We start from the raw sequence: 21,344 nt of genomic DNA on the forward strand, positions 1-21,344 counted from the left end.
CCGCTCACCCTAGTTGGTTGGCACGGGAGACGATGCCCGCCTCTTCGGCGGCGCTGTCGGCCAATGCCCGGCCAGCCTCGTCATAGACGTGGAAGACCGCGTTGGCGCCCAGCTCGCGGATCGGTTCGATCTCCTCGGGGTACTCCACCACGGCGGTGATCTTGCCTGGAAACTGCCGGGAACGAAGTTGCTTGAGGGCAAAGAGGTTGCCGGCATGGTGGGGCATAGCCAGCACTACCATCCTGACACCCTGGGACATCAACAGCTTGTCCCAGAAGTCCGAGTCGACGGCATCACCTTCGAGAACATTGAAGCCACGTTTGCTGAGGGTCTCGACGCTATGAGGGTTGCTGTCGATGCCCAGCACGCGCAGCCCGTATTCCTTCTGCAGGCGACGGTAGACGCTACGCCCGATGCGGCCCATGCCCAGCACCACGGCCTCGGCATCGCCGACCTCGATGGGTCGGTCGCTCGGGGCCAGCTCGGACACCGGGACGGGCGGCAGGCGCGGCTCCAGCCAGCGATAGAGTCGCTCGCTGTAGCCGTTGAGGATCGACGAGGCCGCGAAGCTGATGGCCACCGCCAGGGAAATCACCACCAGCCACGCTTCCGGCAGCCAGCCGCTGGATACTGCGATGGCGCCGACGATCAGGCCGAATTCCGAATAGTTGGTCAGGCTGAGGGTGGCCAGCAGCGAGGTGCGGTGTCGCATCTTGAAGCGCATGAAGACGAGTTGATAGGCCAGGCTCTTCAGCGGCAGGATCAGCACCAGCAGCAGGGCGACGCCGAGCATCTCGGTGTTGGGCATGGCCGTCAGCCCGATGCTCAGGAAGAAGCCCACCAGCAGCAGCTCCTTGAGGCTGAACATCGAGCGGGCCAGGCTCTGCGCCGCCGGGTGGGGAGCCAGCAGCAGCCCGATGACCAGCGCCCCCAGGTCGCCCTTCACGCCCACCGACTCAAAGAGCGCATAGCCCAGCACCAGGGCCAGCAGCATGCCGAACAGCATCTGCATCTCGCCATGGCCGAGCCAGTCGAGCAGAACCCGCAGCGCCGGCGCCAGGGGCATCAGCAACAGCAGTCCCAGTGCCCAGGGGCTTGGCGGGGTTCCGGTGGAAGCGGTGATGAAGATCACTGCAAAGATGTCCTGCATGATCAGCACGCCAATGGCCAGGCGGCCGTAAGCGGTCTGAGTCTCGCTGCGCTTTTCCAGCACCTTGACCACAAATACCGTGCTAGAGAAGGAGAGGGCGAAGCCGAGCAGGCCCAGGGTAGGCCACCCGGTGGCGTCTAGTAGGCCGAGTCCCAGCCACTTGAACATTGAAAGCACCACCATCATCAGCAGCGTCGAAACCAGCATGTGCAGGGAGGCGCCTCCCCAGACATCACGGCGCAGCAGGGTGCGCACGTCGAGCTTCAGGCCGATGGTGAACAGCAGCAGCGTGACGCCGATGTGGGCAAGGAGCTCGAGCAGCGGAGTCTTGTCGTAGCCCAGCGCATTGAGCACGAAGCCCCCGGCGAGAAACCCGACCATGGGCGGCAGGCGCAGCCCCACGGCGGCGATGCCGCCCACGAAGGCGGCAAGAAGAAAGGCCGGTTCGATCATGCATGCTCCTTGTTCTGCCTGCGATGGCAAGACAGGTAGTGTAAGGAAGTCATAAGGTGATGGGCATTCATGGGCATAATATGCCGTCATACGATGACGCTGTCATGATCGGCACGCAACGAGACGCGAGAGGAGCGCAGATGGCCAGGTTGATCCTCAACGGCAAGTCGGCGCAGCTGCCGGCGGTCAGGCAGGCAGTCTTTGCCTGCCGCGAGGCGGGGGAAGATATCGACGTTAGGGTTACCTGGGAGCGGGGCGATGCCGAGTGCATGGCCCAGCAGGCCGGGCGCGACGGCGTCGAGCGGGTGATCGCCGGCGGAGGCGACGGTACGGTTAACGAGGTGGTCAACGGCCTGATGCGGCTGTCGCCCGAGCAGCGCCCCGGCCTGGGAATCCTGCCGCTGGGCAGCGCTAACGACCTGGCCACCTCACTGGGTCTATCGCTGAAGGCTGAGGCCGCGCTACGCTCGGCCCTGCAATTCCCGCTGCGGCGCATTGACGTGCCACGCCTGGACGACCGTTACTTCCTTAACATGGCCACCTGTGGTTTTGGTGCCGAGATCACCTCCTCCACCCCCGAGGCCCTCAAGCGCTTGCTTGGTGGCGGTGCCTATTCGCTGATCGCGGCAGTGAAGGCCTGGGACTACCGGCTCTATCCCGGCGTGTTGCGCTGGGAGGGTGGCGAACGCCGTGCCAAGCTCTTCCTGCTGGCCATCGGCAACGGCCGTCAGTCGGGCGGTGGCCAGGTATTGGCGCCCGATGCCATGCTTAACGATGGCCTGCTTGACGTGCTGCTGCTGCATAACGTCACTTCCCTCGCGGAATTGCGTGCCATGCGCCGCGAGCTCGCCGAGCGTCCCTCCCGGAGCCGCTACGTCGATGCCTTTCGCACCGATGGGCTTGCCTTCGAGGCAGAGCAGGCGCTTCCGTTGACCCTGGATGGAGAGCCCCTGCAGCGCCGCCGTTTCCAGGTAACGGTCAGTCCCGGAGCGCTGGCACTGGCGGCCCCGCCTGAGTGTGCACTTTTTTCGCGGCCTTCATGAGGCAGTGTCCAGCGCCTGAATGAGCCACGCCTGCAAGATCGGTGATCGAGAAGGCACGCAATGCCGCCGAGGTTGGCCAGGCAGAGACCGAGGCGGCATGATGAAGGATCACACTACCTTTTCGGAGGACTCCGCGATGCTCACTCCCTTCCATCTGGCCGTGCAGGTCCATGACCTGATCGAGGCGCGCCGCTTCTATGGTGAACTGCTGGGCTGCCCGGAAGGCCGCTCCAGCGACACCTGGGTCGATTTCAACCTCTATGGCCATCAGTTCGTCTGCCACCTGAACCCGGCGCTGGGGGAGAAGGGGATCGATGATCACCGCAACCCGGTGGATGGCCATGGCGTGCCGGTGCCCCACTTCGGTGTGGTGCTTGAGATGCCCGACTGGCAGACACTGGTCGACCGCCTCAGAGCGGCGGGCGTGCGCTTCGAGATCGAGCCCTATATCCGCTTTCGCGGCGAACCCGGCGAGCAGGCCACCATGTTCTTCCGTGACCCCAGCGGCAATGCCATCGAATTCAAAGCGTTTGGCGACATCAACGGCCAGTTGTTCGCCACCTGAGAGCACGCCGCCTTGCAGGAACGGGCATCCCTCTGGTGCAATGGCTTCTTTTTCGTCAGGAGCAAGAGAATGGCAATGAAACCCTGGATGCCGTTGGTGGCGGCCATGGTGATGGCCATGGGATTGGCCGGTTGCGGCAACGGTGACGACGAGCCGGCTCCCGCCCAGGACGAGCAGGGGGGGCAAGCTACCGATCCGCCTGCCGCCGAGATGGTGCAGACGTCGGGTGCGGTGGAGTCGTCCGCGCAGGGGCAACAGCCCGTCGCCCCTGACTCGACGAACGCGGCCCCCAGCGAGGGGGATGCGGCAACAGGGGTGGACGTGGAGGGCGAAGGAGCACTGGATGTCCAGGCCGAGACGCTGGGTGAGTCGCCGGCCGACACCCTTGACGATAGCGCGGCTCTGCCCGGTGAGACGACCCGCTCTGATGTTGACGCCATCATCAAGGAGACGGAGCGGCGCTTCGAGGAAGCCAGTCGCCGCATCGATGAGCAGTTCGAAACGGCTATCGACGAGCCATCGGTCGAGCTTGAGCCCATGGACTCGTCTCCGGCGCTCGAATCGGAGACCCCGACCGGCTCGTCCGGGGGTGGCGAGCTTGACGAACAGCAGGCCTTGCCCGGAGAGCACAGCCGTTCGGATGTCCAGGCGATTATCAAAAAAACCGAGAAGCGCTTCGAGGAGGCGAGTCGCAAGATCAATGAGCAGTTCGAGGCGGCGGAGCCTGGCGCGCGGCCAAGCCCGTGACAAAAAAGGCCCACCATCATGATGGTGGGCCTTTTTTGTGGCGACCGGCAAACGTGATCGTCCGGTCACCTCCGGATCAACCGAGGATCAGTCGGCGGGCCGGATGTTGGAGGCCTGAAGGCCTTTCTTGCCTTGGGTCACCTCGAAGGTGACCTTCTGGCCGTCCTGCAGGGACTTGAAACCTTCAGCCTGAATTTCGGAGAAGTGAGCAAAGAGGTCATCACCACCGTCGTCCGGAGAGATGAAGCCATAGCCCTTGGTGTCGTTGAACCACTTGACAGTGCCAGTTGCCATCGTCGATTTCCTTAACTAGCTAAATAATGGTGCTGGGTCCGGGGTTGATACGCTTTGCCGCAGACCCGTCATGCGTGGGCAAGGCAAGAAAGAAGTGCGCACCGGATGCATCGACAAAATCGAAGTACAACTGACGACGTTTCCACTTGCTGACCAACGCTACGGATAGTGCAACAGCGCCAGGGTTGCGTCAACACGGTCGTGCAAGGAAACTGGCGCTGCGCCCGCAAGCTCACTGTAGATGCAAAGCCTGTGAGCGTCCAGCCTACATCCCGCCCTTTTCACCCATGGAAATCTCCCTCATGAGCCCAACTCGACTCGTTCCCACGGATACCCACAGCAAGCTGATCGGCTATCTGCTGTGGCTGTTCGGCTTCCTCGGTGCCCACCGCTTCTACTATGGCAAGCCGGTTACCGGCACGATCTGGTTCTTCACCCTGGGCCTGCTGGGTATCGGCTGGCTGATCGACCTCTTGTTGATCCCCTCCATGGACCGCGAGGCGGATCTGCGCTTTCAGGCCGGCCCCATCAACTACTCCCTGGCCTGGCTTGCGCTCACTTTCCTGGGGGTATTTGGAGTTCATCGTTTCTATCTCGGCAAGTGGCTGACCGGTCTTCTCTACCTGCTGACCTTCGGGCTCTTTGGTCTCGGCGTGCTCTACGACTTCTGGACCCTCAACGACCAGATCTCCATGCGTCACGCCCGGCGTGACGGGTAGGTGGTGCCGTGGATGTCGATACACCCTTCTGGCCTTTCCTGGTGGCCATCACCCTGCTGAGCATGAGCCCGGGAATCGACACCCTGCTGGTGATCCGCAATACCGCGCGGGGCGGCTGGCGCGACGGCGTGGTGACCAGCCTGGCCATCTGCTGCGGGTTCTTCGTTCATGCGGCGGTCTCTGCGCTGGGGATCTCGCTGATCCTGCTGCAATCGGCCTAAGTCTTCGGTCTGCTCAGGCTGGCACTGACGCGCCAACCCGGCTAAACCGGACTTCGTCCGGCACGCAAGCCAGGCACTTGACGCTATAAGAGCAAACCATTGCCATCAGCAACACCGCAGCTTGCAGCTCAGTTTCGGGCTAGCAACGAGCGGTCGTAGCGCACTGTCTTCTCCCTCGGGCTCAGCATCGAGACGCCCTGGGTCTCGCCGCCCCTGGCCAGGCTCTCGAAGATCACCCGATAGGCGAGCACGGCCTGCACGTAATTGCGGGTCTCGCGAAAGGGGATGCTCTCGACGAAGAGGTCGAACGCTTCCGGCGCGTCGTGCAGCCAGCGGTCGACCCGGCCGGGACCGGCATTGTAAGCGGCCGCGGCGGCGAGACGGTTGCCGCTGTAGCGCTCGATCAGCTCGCTCAGGTAGCTGCTGCCCAGGCGGATGTTCACTGCGGGCTCAAGGACGCCGTAGGGGCCGGGGTCGCCGATCCCCAAGCGTTGGCCGAGCTGCGCCGCGGTGGCCGGCATCAGCTGCATCAGCCCCCGGGCGCCCGCGGGGGAGAGTGCCACGGGGTTGTAGGCACTCTCGCGCCGGGCGATGCCCATCAGCAGGTAAGGGTCGACCCCGGCGACCTTGCCCCAGTGTAGGAAGTCATCGCGATAGGCCTCGGGGAAGCGCCACGCCAGGGCGTCCCACAGCTGGCCGACGATGGTGGTCTGCACCAGCTCGGCGAGCCAGCCCCGCTGCGCGGCGTAGTCGGCCAAGGCCCGGGCCTGCTCGGGGGTGGCGCGGGCCACGGCGCGGTACCATTCGCTGTTGGCCAGGCCGGGTTCACCAATCCGCCGCAGTGCCTCGGTGCGCCGTACCGCAGGCCAGTCGGCGACGCGCCGGCGGGTGGTCGCATCGACGCTGTGGCGCTGCATATTGAGGGCATAGGGGCGATCCAGTCGGTCGGCGGCGGCAAAGCCAAAGAAGCTGCGATCGCCGGCCGCCGCGGTATAGGCCTGTTCCGCGGTGGCGGTGTCGCCTTGTTGCTCCAGGGCGCGCCCCAGCCAGTACTGCCAGCGGGCTTCCCGGCGGGTCGCGTCAGGCATGCGCTGCACCCAGTCAATGACGTCCTGCCAGTTCCGCTCGGCCAAGGCCGAGCGCACGCGCAGCTCCAGCAGATCGCTATCGCCGAGCCGAGCCACGACCGCGTCGCGCCATCCACCGTGCTGGTCGATGTCGCGCACCATTGCGTAGAAGGCCAGGTCGCGCTCGATGGTGTCGCGGTGGCGGGGTGCCAGCGAGAGGTGGGGGGAGAGCTTGCGCCAGGCCTCCATCGCCGCCTCGGTATCGGCGCGGGTGAAACCGTACATGGCTGCGGCGAACAGCGGTCCACTGCCCCGGCAGCCGGGGCCGATGCAGGCCGGTACCTGGGTCACGGCCGAATAATCCTTGCGCAGCCGCTCGAGGCTTGCCCTGGCGGATTGCCAGTCACTGTTCAGCTGTCGGCCCAGGTAGTTCATCAGCCCGGTCTCGCCGGCCTGCCAGGCGAGCATCATGCGCTCCCAGATATCGGCCAGCCCGATCTCGCCGCGGGCGCGCAGGGTGTCGAAGAGGGTATCGCAAGCATCCGGTTGCGAGCGGCCGACCAGCCACAGCTCGCGCCCGCCCTGGGCGGCCTTCTGCGGCGCGCGGTCGAGCAGCGCCGTATAGTAGTAGCACTGGCGGACGGTCCCCTCGGGCACGCCGTCGGCGACCGCCAGCAGTCTCTGCAGGCGACCGGCAAGGCCATACTCGTCGATGGCCTGGCCGCGCATCCAGTCGCTGAGCGGGGAGTCCTCGTGGCGCTCGATGAAGGTCAGCACCTGCTCGGGCGCCACATCCGGCAGGCGCCGGCGCAGTCGATGGTAGTCGACGTAGCCGGCAAGCACATGCCCCTCGATAGCACCCTGGTCGATCCTCTCCCACTGGGCGTTGCGGGCGGCGGCCAGGGCCTCGCGCATGGCGCGGTCGTCGGCCTGGGTGGCCAGGGGCAGGCAGCACAGGGCAATGGCGAGTATGGCCGTGCAGCGGCCGAATGACAGGGACATGGGATAACCTCTTGCGATTCGCTGTCGTCAAGCCGACATGGTCGCCGATGGTGGGGCAGTTGAGTAGTGTCGCCGCGCCTGGCCGTCAACGACTGTTCGTCAACGACTGTCCGTCAGACGAAGGATAGCCTATCGTGTAGCGGTATTTGCGCCTGTCGGCAAGGAGAACGAGATGGCCAGATTCGGTGGCGGCTTCCTGATGGCGCGACTGCGGCGTCGCGCCCACCTGCTGGGCCAGGTCGGGCGTGCCCTGCGGCTGTTCCTGCCCATGACCCGTGACGTGATATGGCGACGCTACCGCCCGGTGCCCTGGGGCGCCTTTTTGTGGATGTTGGCGGCGCTGGCGTATCTGATCTCGCCGCTTGATCTGATTCCCGACATGCTCGTGTTGCTGGGGCTGGTGGATGATGTGGTGATCGTCGGTTGGCTATTGACCCGGGTCGATCGGCACCTGGCGGGCTATCGTGCCTGGCGGGAGCGCGCCACCGAGAGCGGGCCCACCACCGGCGAGGACGCGACTTGAACGGCTTGAAAAGCCGCTCTCGGACCCCATATCGGTGACAGTTCCAACGCCGGTGGCGTTGCCACCACTGTCATGTCGAAAGAGGGTTCAGCCACATGACCACCGCCACACATGAAGAAACCCTCGGCTTCCAGACCGAGGTCAAGCAGCTGCTGCACCTGATGATCCACTCCCTTTACTCCAACCGGGAGATCTTCCTGCGTGAGCTGATTTCCAACGCTGCCGACGCCTGCGACAAGCTGCGCTATCAGGCGCTGGATAACGACGCGCTCTATGAAGGCGATAGCGAGCTGCGCATCGAGATCGACCACGACCCCGAGGCGGGCACCGTGACCGTGCGCGACAACGGCATTGGCATGAACCGCGAGGAGGTGATCGAGAACCTGGGCACCATCGCGCGCAGCGGCACCGCCGAGTTCCTCAAGCAGCTCTCCGGCGAACAGCAGAAGGATGCCCGGCTGATCGGCCAGTTCGGGGTCGGCTTCTATTCCGGCTTCATCGTCGCCGACGAAATTATCGTGCGCACCCGCAAGGCGGGCAGCGACAAAGCCGAGGGTGTCGAGTGGCACTCCAGGGGCGAAGGCGAGTTCACTGTCGCCGATATCGAGCGCGAGAAGCACGGCACCGAGATCGTGCTGCATCTCAAGGCGGACGCCCGTGAATTCGCCGACGACTTCCGCTTGAAGAGCCTGGTGCGCAAGTACTCCGATCACATCGAGGTGCCGGTGCGCATGCCCAAGGTCGAGAAGGCACGCGACGCGGACGGCAACGAGATCGAGGGCAGCGAAACCACCACCTGGGAGACCGTCAACGAAGCCACTGCGCTGTGGGTGCGCCCCAAGAGTGAGATCTCCGACGACGAGTACAAGGCCTTCTACAAGCATGTGGCCCATGACTTCAGTGACCCGCTGACCTGGAGCCACAACAAGGTCGAGGGCAAGCTGGAGTATACCAGCCTGCTCTACGTGCCGAGCCGCGCGCCGTTCGATCTCTATGAGCGCGACGGCGCCCGGGGTGTGAAGCTCTACGTGCAGCGCGTGTTCATCATGGACGATGCCGAGCAGTTCCTACCCCTTTACCTGCGCTTCATCAAGGGCGTGCTGGATACCCGTGACCTCTCGCTCAACGTCTCCCGCGAGCTGCTGCAACAGGATCCCAAGGTCGAGAAGATCAAGTCCGCGCTGACCAAGCGCGTGCTGGACATGCTCAAGAAGCTGGCCAAGGACAAAGAGGCCTACCAGACCTTCTGGAACACCTTCGGCAGCGTGCTCAAGGAAGGCCCCGCCGAAGATTACGCCAACCGCGAGAATATCGCCGGCCTGCTGCGCTTCTCCACCACCCACACCGACACCGGCATTCAGGATCAGTCGCTCGCCGACTACGTAAGCCGCATGAAGGAAGGACAGGAGAAGATCTATTACATCGTCGCCGACAGCTTCAATGCGGCCAAATCGAGCCCTCATCTGGAGATCTTCCGCAAGAAGGGCATCGAGGTGCTGTTGCTCCATGACCGCATCGACGAATGGCTGATGAGCCATCTCACCGAGTTCGAGGGCATGGCCTTCGTCGACGTGGCCAAGGGCGAGCTCGACCTCGGCGAGATCGAGGGCGAGGAAGAGAAGAAGGCGCAGGAGGAGACCGCCAAGGCCAAGGAGGCGCTGGTCAAGCGCGTCAAGGCCGCCCTCGGCGCCGAGGTTCAGGACGTCAAGGTGACCCACCGTCTGACCGACTCGCCGGCCTGCGTGGTGCTGCCCGAGCACGAGATGGGCTTCCAGATGCGCCGGATCATGGAAGCGGCCGGCCAGAAGCTGCCGGAGGTCAAGCCGATCCTCGAGCTCAACCCCGAGCATCCGCTGGTGGCTCGCCTCGAGGCGGCCGAGGGTGAGGGCTTCGATGATCTAGCGCGGATCCTGCTCGATCAGGCGGTCATCGCCGAGGGTGGCCACCTTGACGACCCTGCCGCTTACGTCAAGCGTCTCAACGCCCTGCTGAGCGGCTGACACCGTACGCCACAGTACCCACGACGCCACCTTCGGGTGGCGTCTTTATGTCGAGTGCTGTACCGGCCAGGCGGTAACGGGCATGATTCCGCCAGCAGGTTGGTATGCTGCGTGAGTATTCTTTTCGGTGATATCAGGAGCGTGTTTCGTGCTGCGACGCAGCAAAAAACCCGCGACAAGGCCTTGTGCCAGGGGCCTGCAAAAGGTAACACTGGTAAATCAGCAATAACTACACTCTGACACGTCATCCTGACCAACATTGGCCACATGGGGGATCCATTGTGAAGATAGGCGCACCAAAGGAGAGTGCCCGGGGAGAAGCGCGCGTCGCGCTTACCCCCGAGAGCGCAAAGCAGATCCAGAAGCTGGGCCACGAATGCCTGATAGAGGCCGGGGCCGGGGTGGCCGCGGGCTTCCACGATGAGGCCTACCGTGAGGCGGGGGTCAGCGTCGTCGACGGGACTGATGCCCTCTGGAACCAGGCTGAGGTGGTCATCAAAGTCCGCGAACCCTCCGAGGAGGAGGCTCGCCGCTTGCGCGAGGGTCAGACCCTGATCGCCTTCTTCTGGCCGGCTCAGAACGAATCGCTGCTCGAGTTGTGCAAAGCCCAGGGCGCCACCGTGATCGCCATGGACATGGTGCCGCGCATCTCGCGGGCGCAGAAGATGGATGCGCTCTCGTCGATGGCCAATATCGCCGGCTACCGGGCGGTGATCGAGGCGGGTAACAACTTCGGGCGCTTCTTCACCGGCCAGGTGACCGCCGCAGGCAAGGTGCCGCCTGCCAAGGTGCTGGTGATCGGCGCCGGGGTGGCAGGTCTGTCCGCCATCGGCACCGCCACCAGCCTGGGGGCCGTAGTACGCGCCTTCGACGTGCGCCCGGAAGTGGCCGAGCAGATCGAGTCGATGGGCGCCAAGTTTCTGTTCCTCGACTTCGACGAGAGCCAGGACGGTTCCGAGACCGGCGGCTATGCGGCCCCATCCAGCCCCGAGTTTCGTGAGAAGCAGCTGGAGTGCTTCTGCGAGCAGGCCCCGGAGGTTGACATCGTCATCACCACGGCGCTGATCCCCGGCAACCCGGCACCCAAGCTGTGGCTGGAGGACATGGTCGAGGCCATGAAGCCCGGCTCGGTGATCGTCGACCTAGCGGCCGAGAAGGGCGGCAACTGCGACCTGACCAAGCCCGATGAGAAGGTGGTCACCGACAACGGCGTGACGGTTATCGGTTATACCGACTTCCCCTCACGCATGGCCACCCAGAGCTCGCTGCTGTATGCCACCAACATCCGCCACATGTTGACCGACCTGACGCCAGAGAAGGATGGCGTGATCAAGCACGACATGGAGGACGATGTGATCCGTGGCGCCACGGTGACCCACCAAGGCGAGATCACCTTCCCGCCGCCGCCGCCCAAGGTCAAGGCGATCGGCGCCTCCAAACCCAAGCCCAAGGAGAAGGAGCCGACGCCTGAGGAGAAGAAGGCCGCCGAGCATGCCGCCTTCAAGGCGCAGACCAAGCGACAGGTGACCCTGCTCGGCGTGGGTGGCGCGTTGATGTTGTTGCTTGGCCAGGTGGCTCCCGCCTCCTTCATGCAGCACTTCATCGTCTTCGTGCTGGCCTGCTTCGTCGGCTTCCAGGTGATCTGGGGCGTCAGCCATTCGCTGCATACGCCGCTGATGGCGGTGACCAATGCGATCTCCGGCATCATCATTCTCGGGTCGGTGCTGCAGATCGGCTCTGGCAGCGTCGTGGTCGGCGTGCTCGCGGCGATCTCGGTGCTGATCGCTTCCATCAATATCGTGGGTGGCTTCCTGGTGACACGCCGGATGCTGGCCATGTTCCAGAAATCCTGAGCGGCGGAGAGACGACATGTTGGGTCAAGAATTCGTATCTGCCGCGGCGATCGCGGCAAGTGTTCTGTTCATCCTCTCGCTGGGGGGGCTGAGTAACCAGGAGAAGGCCAAGCGCGCCGTCTGGTACGGCATCGTCGGCATGGCGGTGGCGGTGTTCTTCACCGCCTTCGGGCCGGGCATCGGCGGCTACTGGTGGATGGTTCCGATGATGATCATCGGCGCAGCGGTGGGCGCTTATGTGGCCAAGAAGGTCGACATGACCGAGATGCCCCAACTGGTCGCGGCGTTGCACAGCTTCGTCGGCCTGGCGGCGGTGTTCGTGGCCTGGAACGCCGATCTCGAGCGGCGTCGTGTGATGGCGGCGCGGCTTGCGGATGCCTCGATGCAGGAGTTCTCGGCATTCGCCGCCCTGGTGGCCGAGAAGACGCCTGCCGAGCTGACTTTCCTGCAGGTGGAGGTGGTGCTCGGCATCTTCATCGGTGCGGTGACCTTCACCGGTTCGGTGATCGCCTTCGGCAAGCTGGCCGGCAAGGTTGACGGCAAGCCCAAGCAGCTGCCCGGCGGGCATCTGCTCAATGCCGGTGCGGCGGTGCTGTCGCTGCTGCTGGCCATTCTTTACCTGAACGGCGCCGGTTTCTGGACGCTGCTGGTACTGGCGGCGCTGGCCTTCTTTATTGGCTACCACCTGATCATGGGCATCGGTGGCGCCGACATGCCGGTGGTGGTATCGATGCTCAACAGCTATTCCGGCTGGGCCGCGGCGGCCATCGGTTTCACGCTGTCCAACGACCTGCTGATCGTCACCGGCGCGCTGGTCGGCTCCTCCGGTGCCATCCTGTCGTACATCATGTGCAAGGCGATGAACCGCAACTTCATCAACGTCATCCTCGGCGGCTTCGGTGGCAGCCAGGGGCCGGCGGCGGAGATCGAGGGCGAGCAGGTGTCCATCGATGCCGGCGGCGTGGCCAGCGCCCTCAACGATGCCGACAGCGTGATTATCGTGCCGGGTTACGGCATGGCGGTCGCCCAGGCGCAGAACGCAGTCAGCGAGTTGACCCGCAAATTGCGCGCCGCCGGCAAGAATGTGCGTTTCGGCATTCACCCGGTGGCGGGTCGCCTGCCGGGGCACATGAACGTGCTGCTCGCCGAGGCCAAGGTGCCCTACGACATCGTGCTGGAGATGGACGAGATCAACGACGACTTCCCCGATACTGACGTGGTGATCGTCATCGGCTCCAACGACATCGTCAATCCGGCGGCTCAGGAGGATCCCAACAGCCCGATCGCCGGCATGCCGGTGCTCAAGGTGTGGGAGGCCAAGCAGGTCTTCGTCTGCAAGCGTGGCCAGGGGACCGGCTACTCCGGCATCGAGAACCCGCTGTTCTTCAAGGAGAACACGCGGATGTTCTATGGCGATGCTAGGTCGAGCATCGACTCGCTGCTGCCGCTGATCGACTGATCCGGCGCACCCGGGCCGCATCGCCGGCCCGGCCTTGTTATCTCGATACGCCCCTTCGTGGGGCGTTTTTTCGTTACACTTCCCACATCCATCCATCCATCCAACGTCGCGGGGCGAGCATGTCAGATCAACCCATGCGTGTGGCGGTGCTCGGTGGCGGCAGCTTCGGCACTGCCCTGGCCAGCATCGCCGCCGATAACGCCGCCGAGGTGCGCCAATGGTTGCGCGACCCCGGCCTGGCGGCGCAGATCACCCAAGAGCACCGTAACAGCCGCTACCTGCCGGACTTCGTCATCAATCCTGCGGTGGTGGCTTCAAGCGACATGGCCGAGGTTCTCAAGGACGCCGATCTGGTGCTGGTGGCCATTCCCTCCACGGCCTTCCGCGAGGTGGTGCGCCAGGCACGGCCCTGCCTTCATGACACGCAGATACTGGTCAGCACCACCAAGGGCATCCAGGAGGAGGGCTTCAAGCTGATGAGCCAGATCCTCGAGGAGGAAACCGGCTTTCCGCACATCGGCGTGATCTCGGGGCCCAACCTCGCCGCGGAGATTGCCGACAAGCAGCTCACCGCCACGGTGATCGCCAGCGATGATCCAAACACCCGTACCTGCGTGCAGACGGCCCTGGGCTGCGATTACTTCCGGGTCTACGCCAGCAATGATCGCTATGGGGTGGAACTGGGCGGGGCGCTGAAGAACATCTATGCGATCGCCGCCGGCATGGCGGCGGCACTGGGCATGGGCGAGAACACCCGCAGCATGCTGATGACCCGAGCACTGGCCGAGATGAGCCGCTTCGCGGTGGATCAGGGGGCCAATCCCATGACCTTCCTAGGGCTGGCTGGCGTGGGTGACCTGATCGTCACCTGCTCCTCGGCGCTGTCGCGCAACTATCGTGTGGGCCAGGCGCTGGGCGAGGGCAAGACCCTGGACGAGGCCGTCGACGCCCTGGGCCAGGTCGCCGAGGGCGTCAATACCGTGCGTTTGGTGCGCAACAAGGCGCATGAGGAAGGGGTCTACATGCCGCTGGCCGAGGGCCTCTACCAGGTACTCTTCGACGGCGTGCCGGCTCGCGATATGGCGCGATTGCTGATGCTCGGCGAGCAGAGCAGCGACGTGGAGTTCGTGCTACCACGCAAGGTCGTGCAGCAGGATCGGCGCCAGGGGAGTAAGCATCATGGCTGAACGCCTGCTGATCATGCGCCACGCGGAGGCCGCCCCGGGCCGGCCTGACAACGAGCGCGAGTTGACCACTGCGGGACAGGAGCAGGCCCGGCGCATGGCTCGCGGGCTCGCCGCCCGCCAGGATCTGGACCTCGCGCGCTTGCGCCTGCTGACCAGCCCCTACGTGCGGGCCCGGCAGACGGCGGCGCGAATCGCCGAGCCCCTCGGGCTGGTGGTCGAGCCGCTGGGGCTCATGACCCCTGATGATCCCGCCGAGGCGGTGATCGAATGGCTGCTCGTCGAGCCCCATGACCGGCCTCTAATGCTCGTCAGTCACATGCCGCTGGTCGCCTCGCTGACCGGGCTGCTGGTGGAAGGGCGGGGCGATCGCGGCCCCGGCTTTCTGCCGGCCGGCCTGGCGGAGTTCGAAGCCGAGGTATGGGCGCCGGGCTGCGCGAGACTGGTGGGCTTCACGACTCCCGCCGAGCGGGGCTAGATCAGCCCGGCCAGCTGCAGGCCAAAGGCGCCGAGGGTAATGGTCAGGCTGGCCATCAGCGTGGTCAGGGCAATGATATTGGCGGTGAGCCCGGCATTGGCGCCCATCGCCTTGGCCATCACGAAGGCGGCGGCGGCAGTGGGACTGGCGAAGAACAAAAACATCACCCCAAGCGCCGGACCTTCGAAACCGGCGAGCCAGGCAGCGCCCGTGGCCAGCATCGGCAGGGTGACCATCTTCATCAGGCTGGCGCTGAGGGCCAGCCGGCCCGAGTGGCGGATCTCGCTGAACGAGAGCGTGGCGCCGATGCAGATCAGCGCGAGCGGCAGGGTCAGCGAGGCGAAGTAGTCGCCGGAGGTCGCAAGCCAGCCGGGCAGCGGCCAGCCCGTCGTCGCCACCGGCACGGCGACGACGACCGCCAGGATCAGCGGGTTGGTGGCGATATGGCGCAGCATGCTGCGCCAGTCGGCCCTTTGTCCCTCCTGGTAGGTGACCAGGGCGATCACCGAGAAGGCGTTGTAGGTGAGAATCACCACGCCCAGCAGCAGGCTGCCGGTGGAGAGGCCGAAGTGGCCATACATGCCCGCGGCAAGCGCCAGGCCGACGATGCCGCAGTTGCCGCGGAAGGCTCCCTGGATGTAGACGCCGCGCTCCCGATAGGGCACCCGCAGGCTCGCCCACCCCCAGCAGAACAGCACGCTGCCGAGGGTGGCCACGGCGAAAAAGCCGAGCAGGCTCGGATCGAGGGCGGCGCTCAGGTCGGCGCGGACGATACTGAGGAAGATCAGCGTCGGCAGGGTCGCCTTGAACACCAGCTGCGATGCGGTGGCGACGAAGGCGGGGTCGATCCAGCGTGCCCGCTTGAGCCCCAGGCCGATGAAGACCATGGCGAAGACCGGTAGGGTGATCTCAAGTGTCGAGCGAAAGAGCTCGTACATCGCCATCAGCGCGTCAGCCACAGGCCGACCACAATGGCAGCCAGTACGGTAGCGAAGAAGATTCGGTTGCGCAGGTGGGTATGGCGTGGGGACATCGGCGTGCTGGGGCTCCAGAAGTGGGTCATGGCCGGAGATCATTTGGCAAGATATGGTAATCTCGTTAGCCTGCTAGCGCCAAGACGGGCCTTCGTTACCCCCCAACAGGACGTTGTCATGCCCCCCGCTGAGACCCCGAGACCCACGCTGTTCCCTACCCATGCCAAGGGCATGAGCGAGCCGCGTTCCCTGAGGCTGGCCGGCGGCCGCCTGGCGGCGCTGGCCTGGGGCGATGACCAGGCCCCCACCTGGCTGGCGCTGCACGGCTGGCTGGACAATGCCGCCAGCTTCTCCCGTCTTGCGCCGCGGCTGGTTGCCGCCCTGGGCATCCGTGTGGTGGCCATCGACTTCGCCGGCCACGGCCTGTCCCGCCATCGGCCCGGGGACTATGCGCTCTGGGACTACTGCCACGACCTTCTCGATGCCTGCGACCATCTAGAGCTTTCCCGAGTGCCCCTGCTGGCCCATTCCATGGGGGCCGGGGTAGCCTGCCTGGCGGCCGCTGCCCTGCCGGAGCGCGTCGCGACACTGGTACTGCTCGATGGCCTGGGGGCGCTGACCACCGAGGCCGTAGACGCGCCTGCCCAGCTGCGCAAGGGACTGCTCGCCGACCGGCGTCCGCTCTCGCCGGCGCCGCGCTATGCTGATAGTGAGACCGCCGTGATGGCACGGGTCGTCGGCGGAGCGACGCCCATCGATGTCGAGACGGCACGCCCGCTGGTTGCCCGCAACCTGGAAACGCTACCCGATAGCCATGTGCAGTTGCGTACCGACGCCCGCCTGCTGCGTCCGTCGCTGGTTCGGTTCACCCCCGAGCAGGTGGCGGCCACGCTGAGCGCGATGTGCTGCCCGGTGCTGCTGGTAGAGGGAGAGACCGGCATCCTGGGCGAGCGGGCTCGGGCACAGCAGGCTCGGGCGGCAGTGGCGAGGCTGACCCGCCGCGTGTTGCCAGGAGGGCATCATCTGCATCTCGAACCCTTGACCGTGACGCAGGTAGCTAAGGTCATCGCCGCCTGGCACAGCGCCGAGCGCGGCGCCGATAAGGAGCCTGGACCATGACCGAACATCACAAGGCCGACACTCCCCGTGACCAGACGGTGGCGCTGGTGCTCGGCAGCGGGGGAGCCCGCGGCTATGCGCATATCGGGGTGATCGAGGAACTCGAGGCACGCGGCTATCGTGTGGTGGCGATCTCGGGGTGCTCCATGGGTGCCGTGATAGGCGGTGTCTTCGCTGCCGGGCAGCTGGCTGCCTATCGGGACTGGGTCTGCCGACTGGATTATGTCGATGTGCTCAAGCTGATCGACGTGACCTGGAGCCCGATGGGCGCCATGAGAGCCAACAAGGTGATGGACAAGCTCGAGAGCCTGATCGGTGATACTCGCATCGAGGACCTGGCGATTGCCGTGACCACGCTGGCGACCGACCTGACCCGCCAGCGTGAGGTATGGTTCCAGAGCGGCTCGTTGCTTGAGGCGATCCGTGCTTCCATCGCCATCCCCGGGGTGATCACGCCGGTGCATCGCGGTGACCAGGTGCTGGTGGACGGCGGACTGCTCAACCCGCTGCCGATCACTCCCACGGTGTCGGCCCAGGCGGACTTCGTGCTGGCGGTGAATGTCACCGCGCATAGCCCTCTCCCGGTCACTCTGGAAGAGCTGCTGCCCCCGGATGAGGCCGCCCAGGAGCAGGCCCGAGAGCAATCCCGGGAGGCTGCTGGCAGCAGTGTCGCCAGCTGGATCGGCGGTGTTCGCGGGGCCACTCGACGGCTCTTCGATGGCCTGGGCAGTAGCGATCCCGCCGCTGACACGGGTGCCAGGCGCAAGGTGGTGGACGAAGCCCTGGAGCGCGGTCGACGCGAGTGGGGGCGCCTGGATATGGTGCTGGCCTCTTTCGATATCACCCAGGCGGCCTTGGCCAAGTACAAGGTGGCAGGCTACCCGCCGGATGTGCTCATTGAGGTGCCCAAGACGGTCTGCGGTGCCTACGAGTTCCACCGTGCCGAGGCGCTGATCTGCCTTGGCCGACACCTGACCGTAGAAGCGCTGGACCGCTTCGAAGGGCGTACTCATCCCGGTTGAGGGAGTTCGTCTGTCGGCGTGGAGTCTTCATCCACTAAAGACGCCGGGGGAGGCAGGGATAAGAGGGATAGCGAGAGGAATAAGGCAGTGTCTTGAGCACCATCAGCGCTGGCCACTGCGCCCCCTGAGCAACACATAGGCCGCCCCGGTGCCGCCATCGATCGCCGTGGCCGAGCAGAAGGCCAGTACGCTCGGCCATTCCCTTAGCCAGGCATTCACATGGCTCTTGATCACCGGGTAGTCGCGGGTGGTGCCCCAGGCTTTGCCATGCACCACCAGCACGCAGCGTCGGCGGTAGTTTTCAGCGTCGTGCAGGAAGGCCTCCAGTTCCGCACGGGCCTCCTCGAGGGTATGGCCATGCAGGTCGAGCCCCGCCTCCCAGCCGATGCGTCCGCGCTTGAGCTGCTGACGGATGCGCCGGGGAAGGTCGGGCAGCGCGAAATCGAGAAACTCCGAGGGCCTTACCGCTTCCACACGGCCATCCGAGGTACGACCGACTGCCGCCGTATCGTCCCTGGCCGATATCGCCGCGGCCCGGCGCTCGGCTGCGGCGATATCGGCGCGGCGCCGCCGACCGGGATCGGCGCGATTGCTGGCGAGGGGCCGCACGCCGGCATCACGCAGCGCCTGGCGAAAGGCGCTGATGTCGTCGTCATCCGGGTAATGGCGATTGCGGGTCATCGGTATTCGGCTTGTAACGCAAAGCGTCAGTATACCGCCCTTGCCGTGGCTGTGAACCGCGGGCCCGGTTACAATCGGCTCTCGCCCCACCCGAACCCTTCAACTCCAGGATGCCCCGTGGCTGAATCTCTCCCCGATGTGTCTTCCTCCACGCTCGTGCTGAGTGACCAGGCTCTCGCCGAGGGGCTGATCACCCTGCGCGACTGCCTGCGCTGGGCCGCCAGCGAGTTTCATCTGACGGGTCTCTTCTATGGCCACGGCACCGATTCCGCCTGGGACGAGGCCGTGGCGCTGACGCTGGGCGCCCTGCACCTGCCCTGGAACGTCGACCCGGCGGTGCTCGAGGCGCGGCTGCTGCCCATGGAGCGCGCCCGCATCGTGGCGCTGGTTCGCATGCGTATCGAGACCCGCCGCCCGCTGCCCTACCTGCTGGGTGAGGCCTTCTTCGCCGGCTTCCCTTTTAGAGTCGACGAGCGGGTGCTGATCCCCCGCTCACCCATCGCCGAGTTGATCGAGCATGGCTTCGCCGCCTGGTTTCCCGTCGAACCGCCGGCGCGGGTGCTCGACCTCTGCACCGGCTCAGGCTGCATCGGCATCGCCACGGCGCTGCACCTGCCCGGCTGCGAGGTCGACCTGGCCGACATCAGCCCCGATGCCCTGGCCGTGGCCCGCCTCAACATCACCCGCCACGAGGTGGGCGAGCGGGTGCGTGCGGTGGAGTCCGACCTCTTCGCGGGGCTGGCCGGGCAGCGCTATGACCTGATCGTCTGCAATCCGCCCTACGTGGATACCCGCGATCTGACCACTATGCCCGCCGAGTTTCGCCATGAGCCGGCATTGGCGCTGGGCGCCGGGACCGACGGGCTGGACATCGTGCGGCGCATCCTGCGCGAGGCTCGTGACTATCTCACCTCGGCAGGCGTGTTGATCGTCGAGGTCGGCAACTCCGATCACCACCTGGAGGCGGCCTTCCCTGAGGTGCCCTTCCTGTGGCTCGAATTCGAGCGCGGCGGCCAGGGAGTCTTCGCCCTGACCGCTGACGAGCTAGACGCCCATGCGGCGTCCTTCGCCTGATTCCCCGCTCCCCATCCAGGAGACGCGCCCATGTCTGGCAACACCTTCGGCAAGCTGTTCACCGTCACCACCTTCGGCGAGAGCCATGGGCCTGCGCTGGGAGCCATCGTCGATGGCTGCCCGCCGGGGCTGCCGCTCAGCGAAGAGGACCTGCAGCATGACCTGGATCGCCGCCGCCCTGGCAGTTCGCGCCACACTACCCAGCGGCGCGAACCCGACCGGGTACGCATCCTCTCCGGGGTCTTCGAGGGAGTGACCACCGGCACCTCCATCGGCCTGTTGATCGACAATACCGACCAGCGCTCCAAGGACTACTCGAAGATCAAGGACCAGTTCCGTCCGGCCCACGCCGACTACAGCTACCACCATAAGTACGGCATCCGCGACTATCGCGGCGGCGGGCGCTCCAGCGCCCGGGAGACCGCGATGCGGGTCGCGGCCGGCGCCATCGCCAAGAAGTATCTGGCCGCCCATGGCATCGTCGTGCGCGGCTACATGAGCCAGCTCGGCCCGATCACCATCGATTTCAAGCAGTGGCAGGCGGTGGATGACAACCCCTTCTTCTGTCCCGACCCTCAGCGCGTGCCCGAGCTCGAGGCCTACATGGACCAGCTGCGCCGCGACCAGGACTCGGTGGGGGCCAGGATCAGCGTGGTGGCAGAGGGTGTGCCGCCGGGGCTCGGCGAGCCGGTGTTCGACCGCCTGGACGCCGAGCTGGCCCATGGCCTGATGAGCATCAATGCGGTCAAGGGCGTGGAGATCGGCGATGGCTTCGCCGCCGTGGCCAGCCGCGGCAGCGAGCATCGCGACGAGATGACCCCCGAGGGTTTTCTCTCCAACCATGCCGGCGGCATTCTGGGTGGCATCTCCAGCGGGCAGACGATCATCGCTCATCTGGCCCTCAAGCCCACCTCCAGCATTACCATTCCGGGGCGCAGTATCGATGTCCATGGCCATGCCGTCGACGTCATCACCAAGGGGCGCCACGACCCCTGCGTGGGCATCCGGGCCACGCCCATCGCCGAGGCGATGATGGCGCTGACGCTGATGGATCACTGGTTGCGACATCGTGGCCAGAATGCCGAGGTCCAGGTAGCGACTCCACAACTTCGCTGAGCTGCGCCTTCCAGCATGGCTGCTACACTGCATGAACCACTAACAAGAGTGACGCCATGAAGATCAACGTCGAGTTCGACCTGACCCCCGAGGAGTTTCGCCGAGCCCTGGGCCTGCCCGACGTGGAGGCCTTCCAGAAGGATCTGCTGAACCGTATCTACAAGCAAATGGAGTCGGGAACGGAAGGTTACGACCCGATGAGCCTGATGCAGCCCTTCCTGCAGCAGCCTGGCTTGTCACAGAACCTTTCCCAGGGACTCTCCCAAGGGTTATCCAACTTCGGCAACTACCAGCAGATGATGCTCGACATGCTGACCAAGGCCGCCAGTTCCGCGGGAAGCGCTAGCGGAACAGCGAGCAAGGATCAGAAGGCGCAGGCAGGGAAGTCGGAGGATACACAAGCGTCATCTGATAGCTCGGCGGGAACGTCCACGGCGGGCAGCAGTTCTCGCAAATCCACGGCCAGCGCTCGCTCCCGCAGCAAACGCGAGAGTTGATGGCTTCATCGTGGGCGACGTCCATGCCGTTGCAACAGCGGAAGCGACGGACTAGACTTTGTGCAATGCAGCAAACCATTCGATTCCATTCCTCAAGGGGGAT

Annotated in this window: 20 protein-coding genes and 1 pseudogene; 16 read left to right on the forward strand and 5 right to left on the reverse strand. The window is 65.2% G+C overall.

The window, feature by feature from the left end:
- Positions 1–4: 4 nt before the first annotated feature.
- Positions 5–1,603 (reverse strand): cation:proton antiporter family protein, encoded by a 1,599-nt coding sequence (locus DFO68_RS07635; RefSeq protein ID WP_208107382.1) that lies wholly within the window; start codon positions 1,601–1,603, stop codon positions 5–7.
- Between the two features lie 140 nt (positions 1,604–1,743).
- Here DFO68_RS07635 and yegS point away from each other — a divergent pair, with 140 nt between their 5' ends.
- From yegS to DFO68_RS07650, 3 genes are all read left to right on the forward strand, one after another.
- Positions 1,744–2,646 (forward strand): lipid kinase YegS, encoded by a 903-nt coding sequence (yegS, locus tag DFO68_RS07640; RefSeq protein ID WP_243726463.1) that lies wholly within the window; start codon positions 1,744–1,746, stop codon positions 2,644–2,646.
- Between the two features lie 136 nt (positions 2,647–2,782).
- Positions 2,783–3,211, forward strand: coding sequence for a VOC family protein (locus tag DFO68_RS07645; RefSeq protein WP_133483064.1), 429 nt, complete (start codon positions 2,783–2,785; stop codon positions 3,209–3,211).
- Positions 3,212–3,280: 69 nt separating this feature from the next.
- Positions 3,281–3,958 carry a hypothetical protein gene (locus DFO68_RS07650; protein WP_133483065.1) on the forward strand — a complete coding sequence of 226 codons (678 nt, stop codon included), beginning with the start codon at positions 3,281–3,283 and terminating at the stop codon, positions 3,956–3,958.
- Between the two features lie 87 nt (positions 3,959–4,045).
- Here DFO68_RS07650 and DFO68_RS07655 read toward each other — a convergent pair whose 3' ends face one another.
- Entirely contained in the window at positions 4,046–4,252 is a 207-nt protein-coding gene (locus DFO68_RS07655; RefSeq protein WP_023005630.1) for a cold-shock protein, read from the reverse strand.
- Positions 4,253–4,554: 302 nt separating this feature from the next.
- Between DFO68_RS07655 and DFO68_RS07660 the strand changes: the two genes are divergently transcribed.
- Positions 4,555–4,971, forward strand: coding sequence for an NINE protein (locus tag DFO68_RS07660; RefSeq protein WP_133483066.1), 417 nt, complete (start codon positions 4,555–4,557; stop codon positions 4,969–4,971).
- A 62-nt stretch (positions 4,972–5,033) separates the two neighbouring features.
- Positions 5,034–5,189, forward strand: a pseudogene (locus DFO68_RS07665) (LysE family transporter); the annotation flags it as partial.
- A gap of 131 nt (positions 5,190–5,320) precedes the next feature.
- On the opposite strand, the gene DFO68_RS07670 reads toward DFO68_RS07665, so the two are convergent.
- Entirely contained in the window at positions 5,321–7,261 is a 1,941-nt protein-coding gene (locus tag DFO68_RS07670; RefSeq protein WP_133483067.1) for a transglycosylase SLT domain-containing protein, read from the reverse strand.
- 172 nt (positions 7,262–7,433) lie between these two features.
- Between DFO68_RS07670 and DFO68_RS07675 the strand changes: the two genes are divergently transcribed.
- From DFO68_RS07675 to DFO68_RS07700, 6 genes are all read left to right on the forward strand, one after another.
- Positions 7,434–7,784: a YkvA family protein gene (locus DFO68_RS07675; RefSeq protein ID WP_133483068.1), complete on the forward strand. Its 351-nt coding sequence runs from the start codon at positions 7,434–7,436 to the stop codon at positions 7,782–7,784.
- Positions 7,785–7,879: 95 nt separating this feature from the next.
- On the forward strand, positions 7,880–9,784 hold the full coding sequence (htpG, locus tag DFO68_RS07680) for a molecular chaperone HtpG (protein ID WP_133483069.1): 1,905 nt from the start codon (positions 7,880–7,882) through the stop codon (positions 9,782–9,784).
- A 281-nt stretch (positions 9,785–10,065) separates the two neighbouring features.
- Positions 10,066–11,637 carry a Re/Si-specific NAD(P)(+) transhydrogenase subunit alpha gene (locus DFO68_RS07685; protein WP_133483070.1) on the forward strand — a complete coding sequence of 524 codons (1,572 nt, stop codon included), beginning with the start codon at positions 10,066–10,068 and terminating at the stop codon, positions 11,635–11,637.
- Positions 11,638–11,653: 16 nt separating this feature from the next.
- Positions 11,654–13,096 carry an NAD(P)(+) transhydrogenase (Re/Si-specific) subunit beta gene (locus DFO68_RS07690; RefSeq protein ID WP_133483071.1) on the forward strand — a complete coding sequence of 481 codons (1,443 nt, stop codon included), beginning with the start codon at positions 11,654–11,656 and terminating at the stop codon, positions 13,094–13,096.
- A gap of 119 nt (positions 13,097–13,215) precedes the next feature.
- A complete protein-coding gene (locus tag DFO68_RS07695; protein ID WP_133483072.1) occupies positions 13,216–14,283 on the forward strand; it encodes an NAD(P)H-dependent glycerol-3-phosphate dehydrogenase in 1,068 nt (355 codons plus the stop codon).
- Entirely contained in the window at positions 14,276–14,758 is a 483-nt protein-coding gene (locus tag DFO68_RS07700; RefSeq protein WP_133483073.1) for a SixA phosphatase family protein, read from the forward strand. The genes DFO68_RS07695 and DFO68_RS07700 overlap by 8 nt, the downstream gene beginning before the upstream one ends.
- Here the strand turns inward: DFO68_RS07700 and DFO68_RS07705 are convergent.
- Positions 14,755–15,702, reverse strand: a complete 948-nt coding sequence (locus DFO68_RS07705) for an AEC family transporter (protein ID WP_133483074.1) — start codon at positions 15,700–15,702, stop codon at positions 14,755–14,757. The genes DFO68_RS07700 and DFO68_RS07705 overlap by 4 nt on opposite strands.
- A gap of 261 nt (positions 15,703–15,963) precedes the next feature.
- Here DFO68_RS07705 and DFO68_RS07710 point away from each other — a divergent pair, with 261 nt between their 5' ends.
- Both DFO68_RS07710 and DFO68_RS07715 read left to right on the forward strand, forming a co-directional pair.
- Positions 15,964–16,851 carry an alpha/beta fold hydrolase gene (locus DFO68_RS07710; RefSeq protein ID WP_133483125.1) on the forward strand — a complete coding sequence of 296 codons (888 nt, stop codon included), beginning with the start codon at positions 15,964–15,966 and terminating at the stop codon, positions 16,849–16,851.
- Positions 16,848–17,873: a patatin-like phospholipase family protein gene (locus DFO68_RS07715; RefSeq protein ID WP_133483075.1), complete on the forward strand. Its 1,026-nt coding sequence runs from the start codon at positions 16,848–16,850 to the stop codon at positions 17,871–17,873. The genes DFO68_RS07710 and DFO68_RS07715 overlap by 4 nt, the downstream gene beginning before the upstream one ends.
- A 102-nt stretch (positions 17,874–17,975) precedes the next feature.
- On the opposite strand, the gene DFO68_RS07720 is transcribed toward DFO68_RS07715, so the two are convergent.
- Positions 17,976–18,554, reverse strand: a complete 579-nt coding sequence (locus DFO68_RS07720; protein ID WP_133483076.1) for a Smr/MutS family protein — start codon at positions 18,552–18,554, stop codon at positions 17,976–17,978.
- A gap of 117 nt (positions 18,555–18,671) precedes the next feature.
- On the opposite strand from DFO68_RS07720, the gene prmB reads away from it, so the two are divergent.
- The 3 genes from prmB to DFO68_RS07735 are packed head-to-tail and all read left to right on the forward strand — an operon-like array spanning position 18,672 to position 21,241.
- Positions 18,672–19,628: a 50S ribosomal protein L3 N(5)-glutamine methyltransferase gene (prmB, locus tag DFO68_RS07725; protein ID WP_243726464.1), complete on the forward strand. Its 957-nt coding sequence runs from the start codon at positions 18,672–18,674 to the stop codon at positions 19,626–19,628.
- A 30-nt stretch (positions 19,629–19,658) separates the two neighbouring features.
- The gene (gene aroC / locus DFO68_RS07730; RefSeq protein ID WP_133483078.1) at positions 19,659–20,744 is read left to right on the forward strand and encodes a chorismate synthase; all 1,086 of its coding nucleotides are present in this window, start codon (positions 19,659–19,661) and stop codon (positions 20,742–20,744) included.
- 56 nt (positions 20,745–20,800) lie between these two features.
- Entirely contained in the window at positions 20,801–21,241 is a 441-nt protein-coding gene (locus DFO68_RS07735) for a DUF6489 family protein (RefSeq protein WP_133483079.1), read from the forward strand.
- Positions 21,242–21,344 lie beyond the last annotated feature (103 nt).

The sequence above is a fragment of the Halomonas ventosae genome, from assembly GCF_004361885.1.
In the GTDB taxonomy this organism is placed as follows: Bacteria; Pseudomonadota; Gammaproteobacteria; order Pseudomonadales; family Halomonadaceae; genus Halomonas; species Halomonas ventosae_C.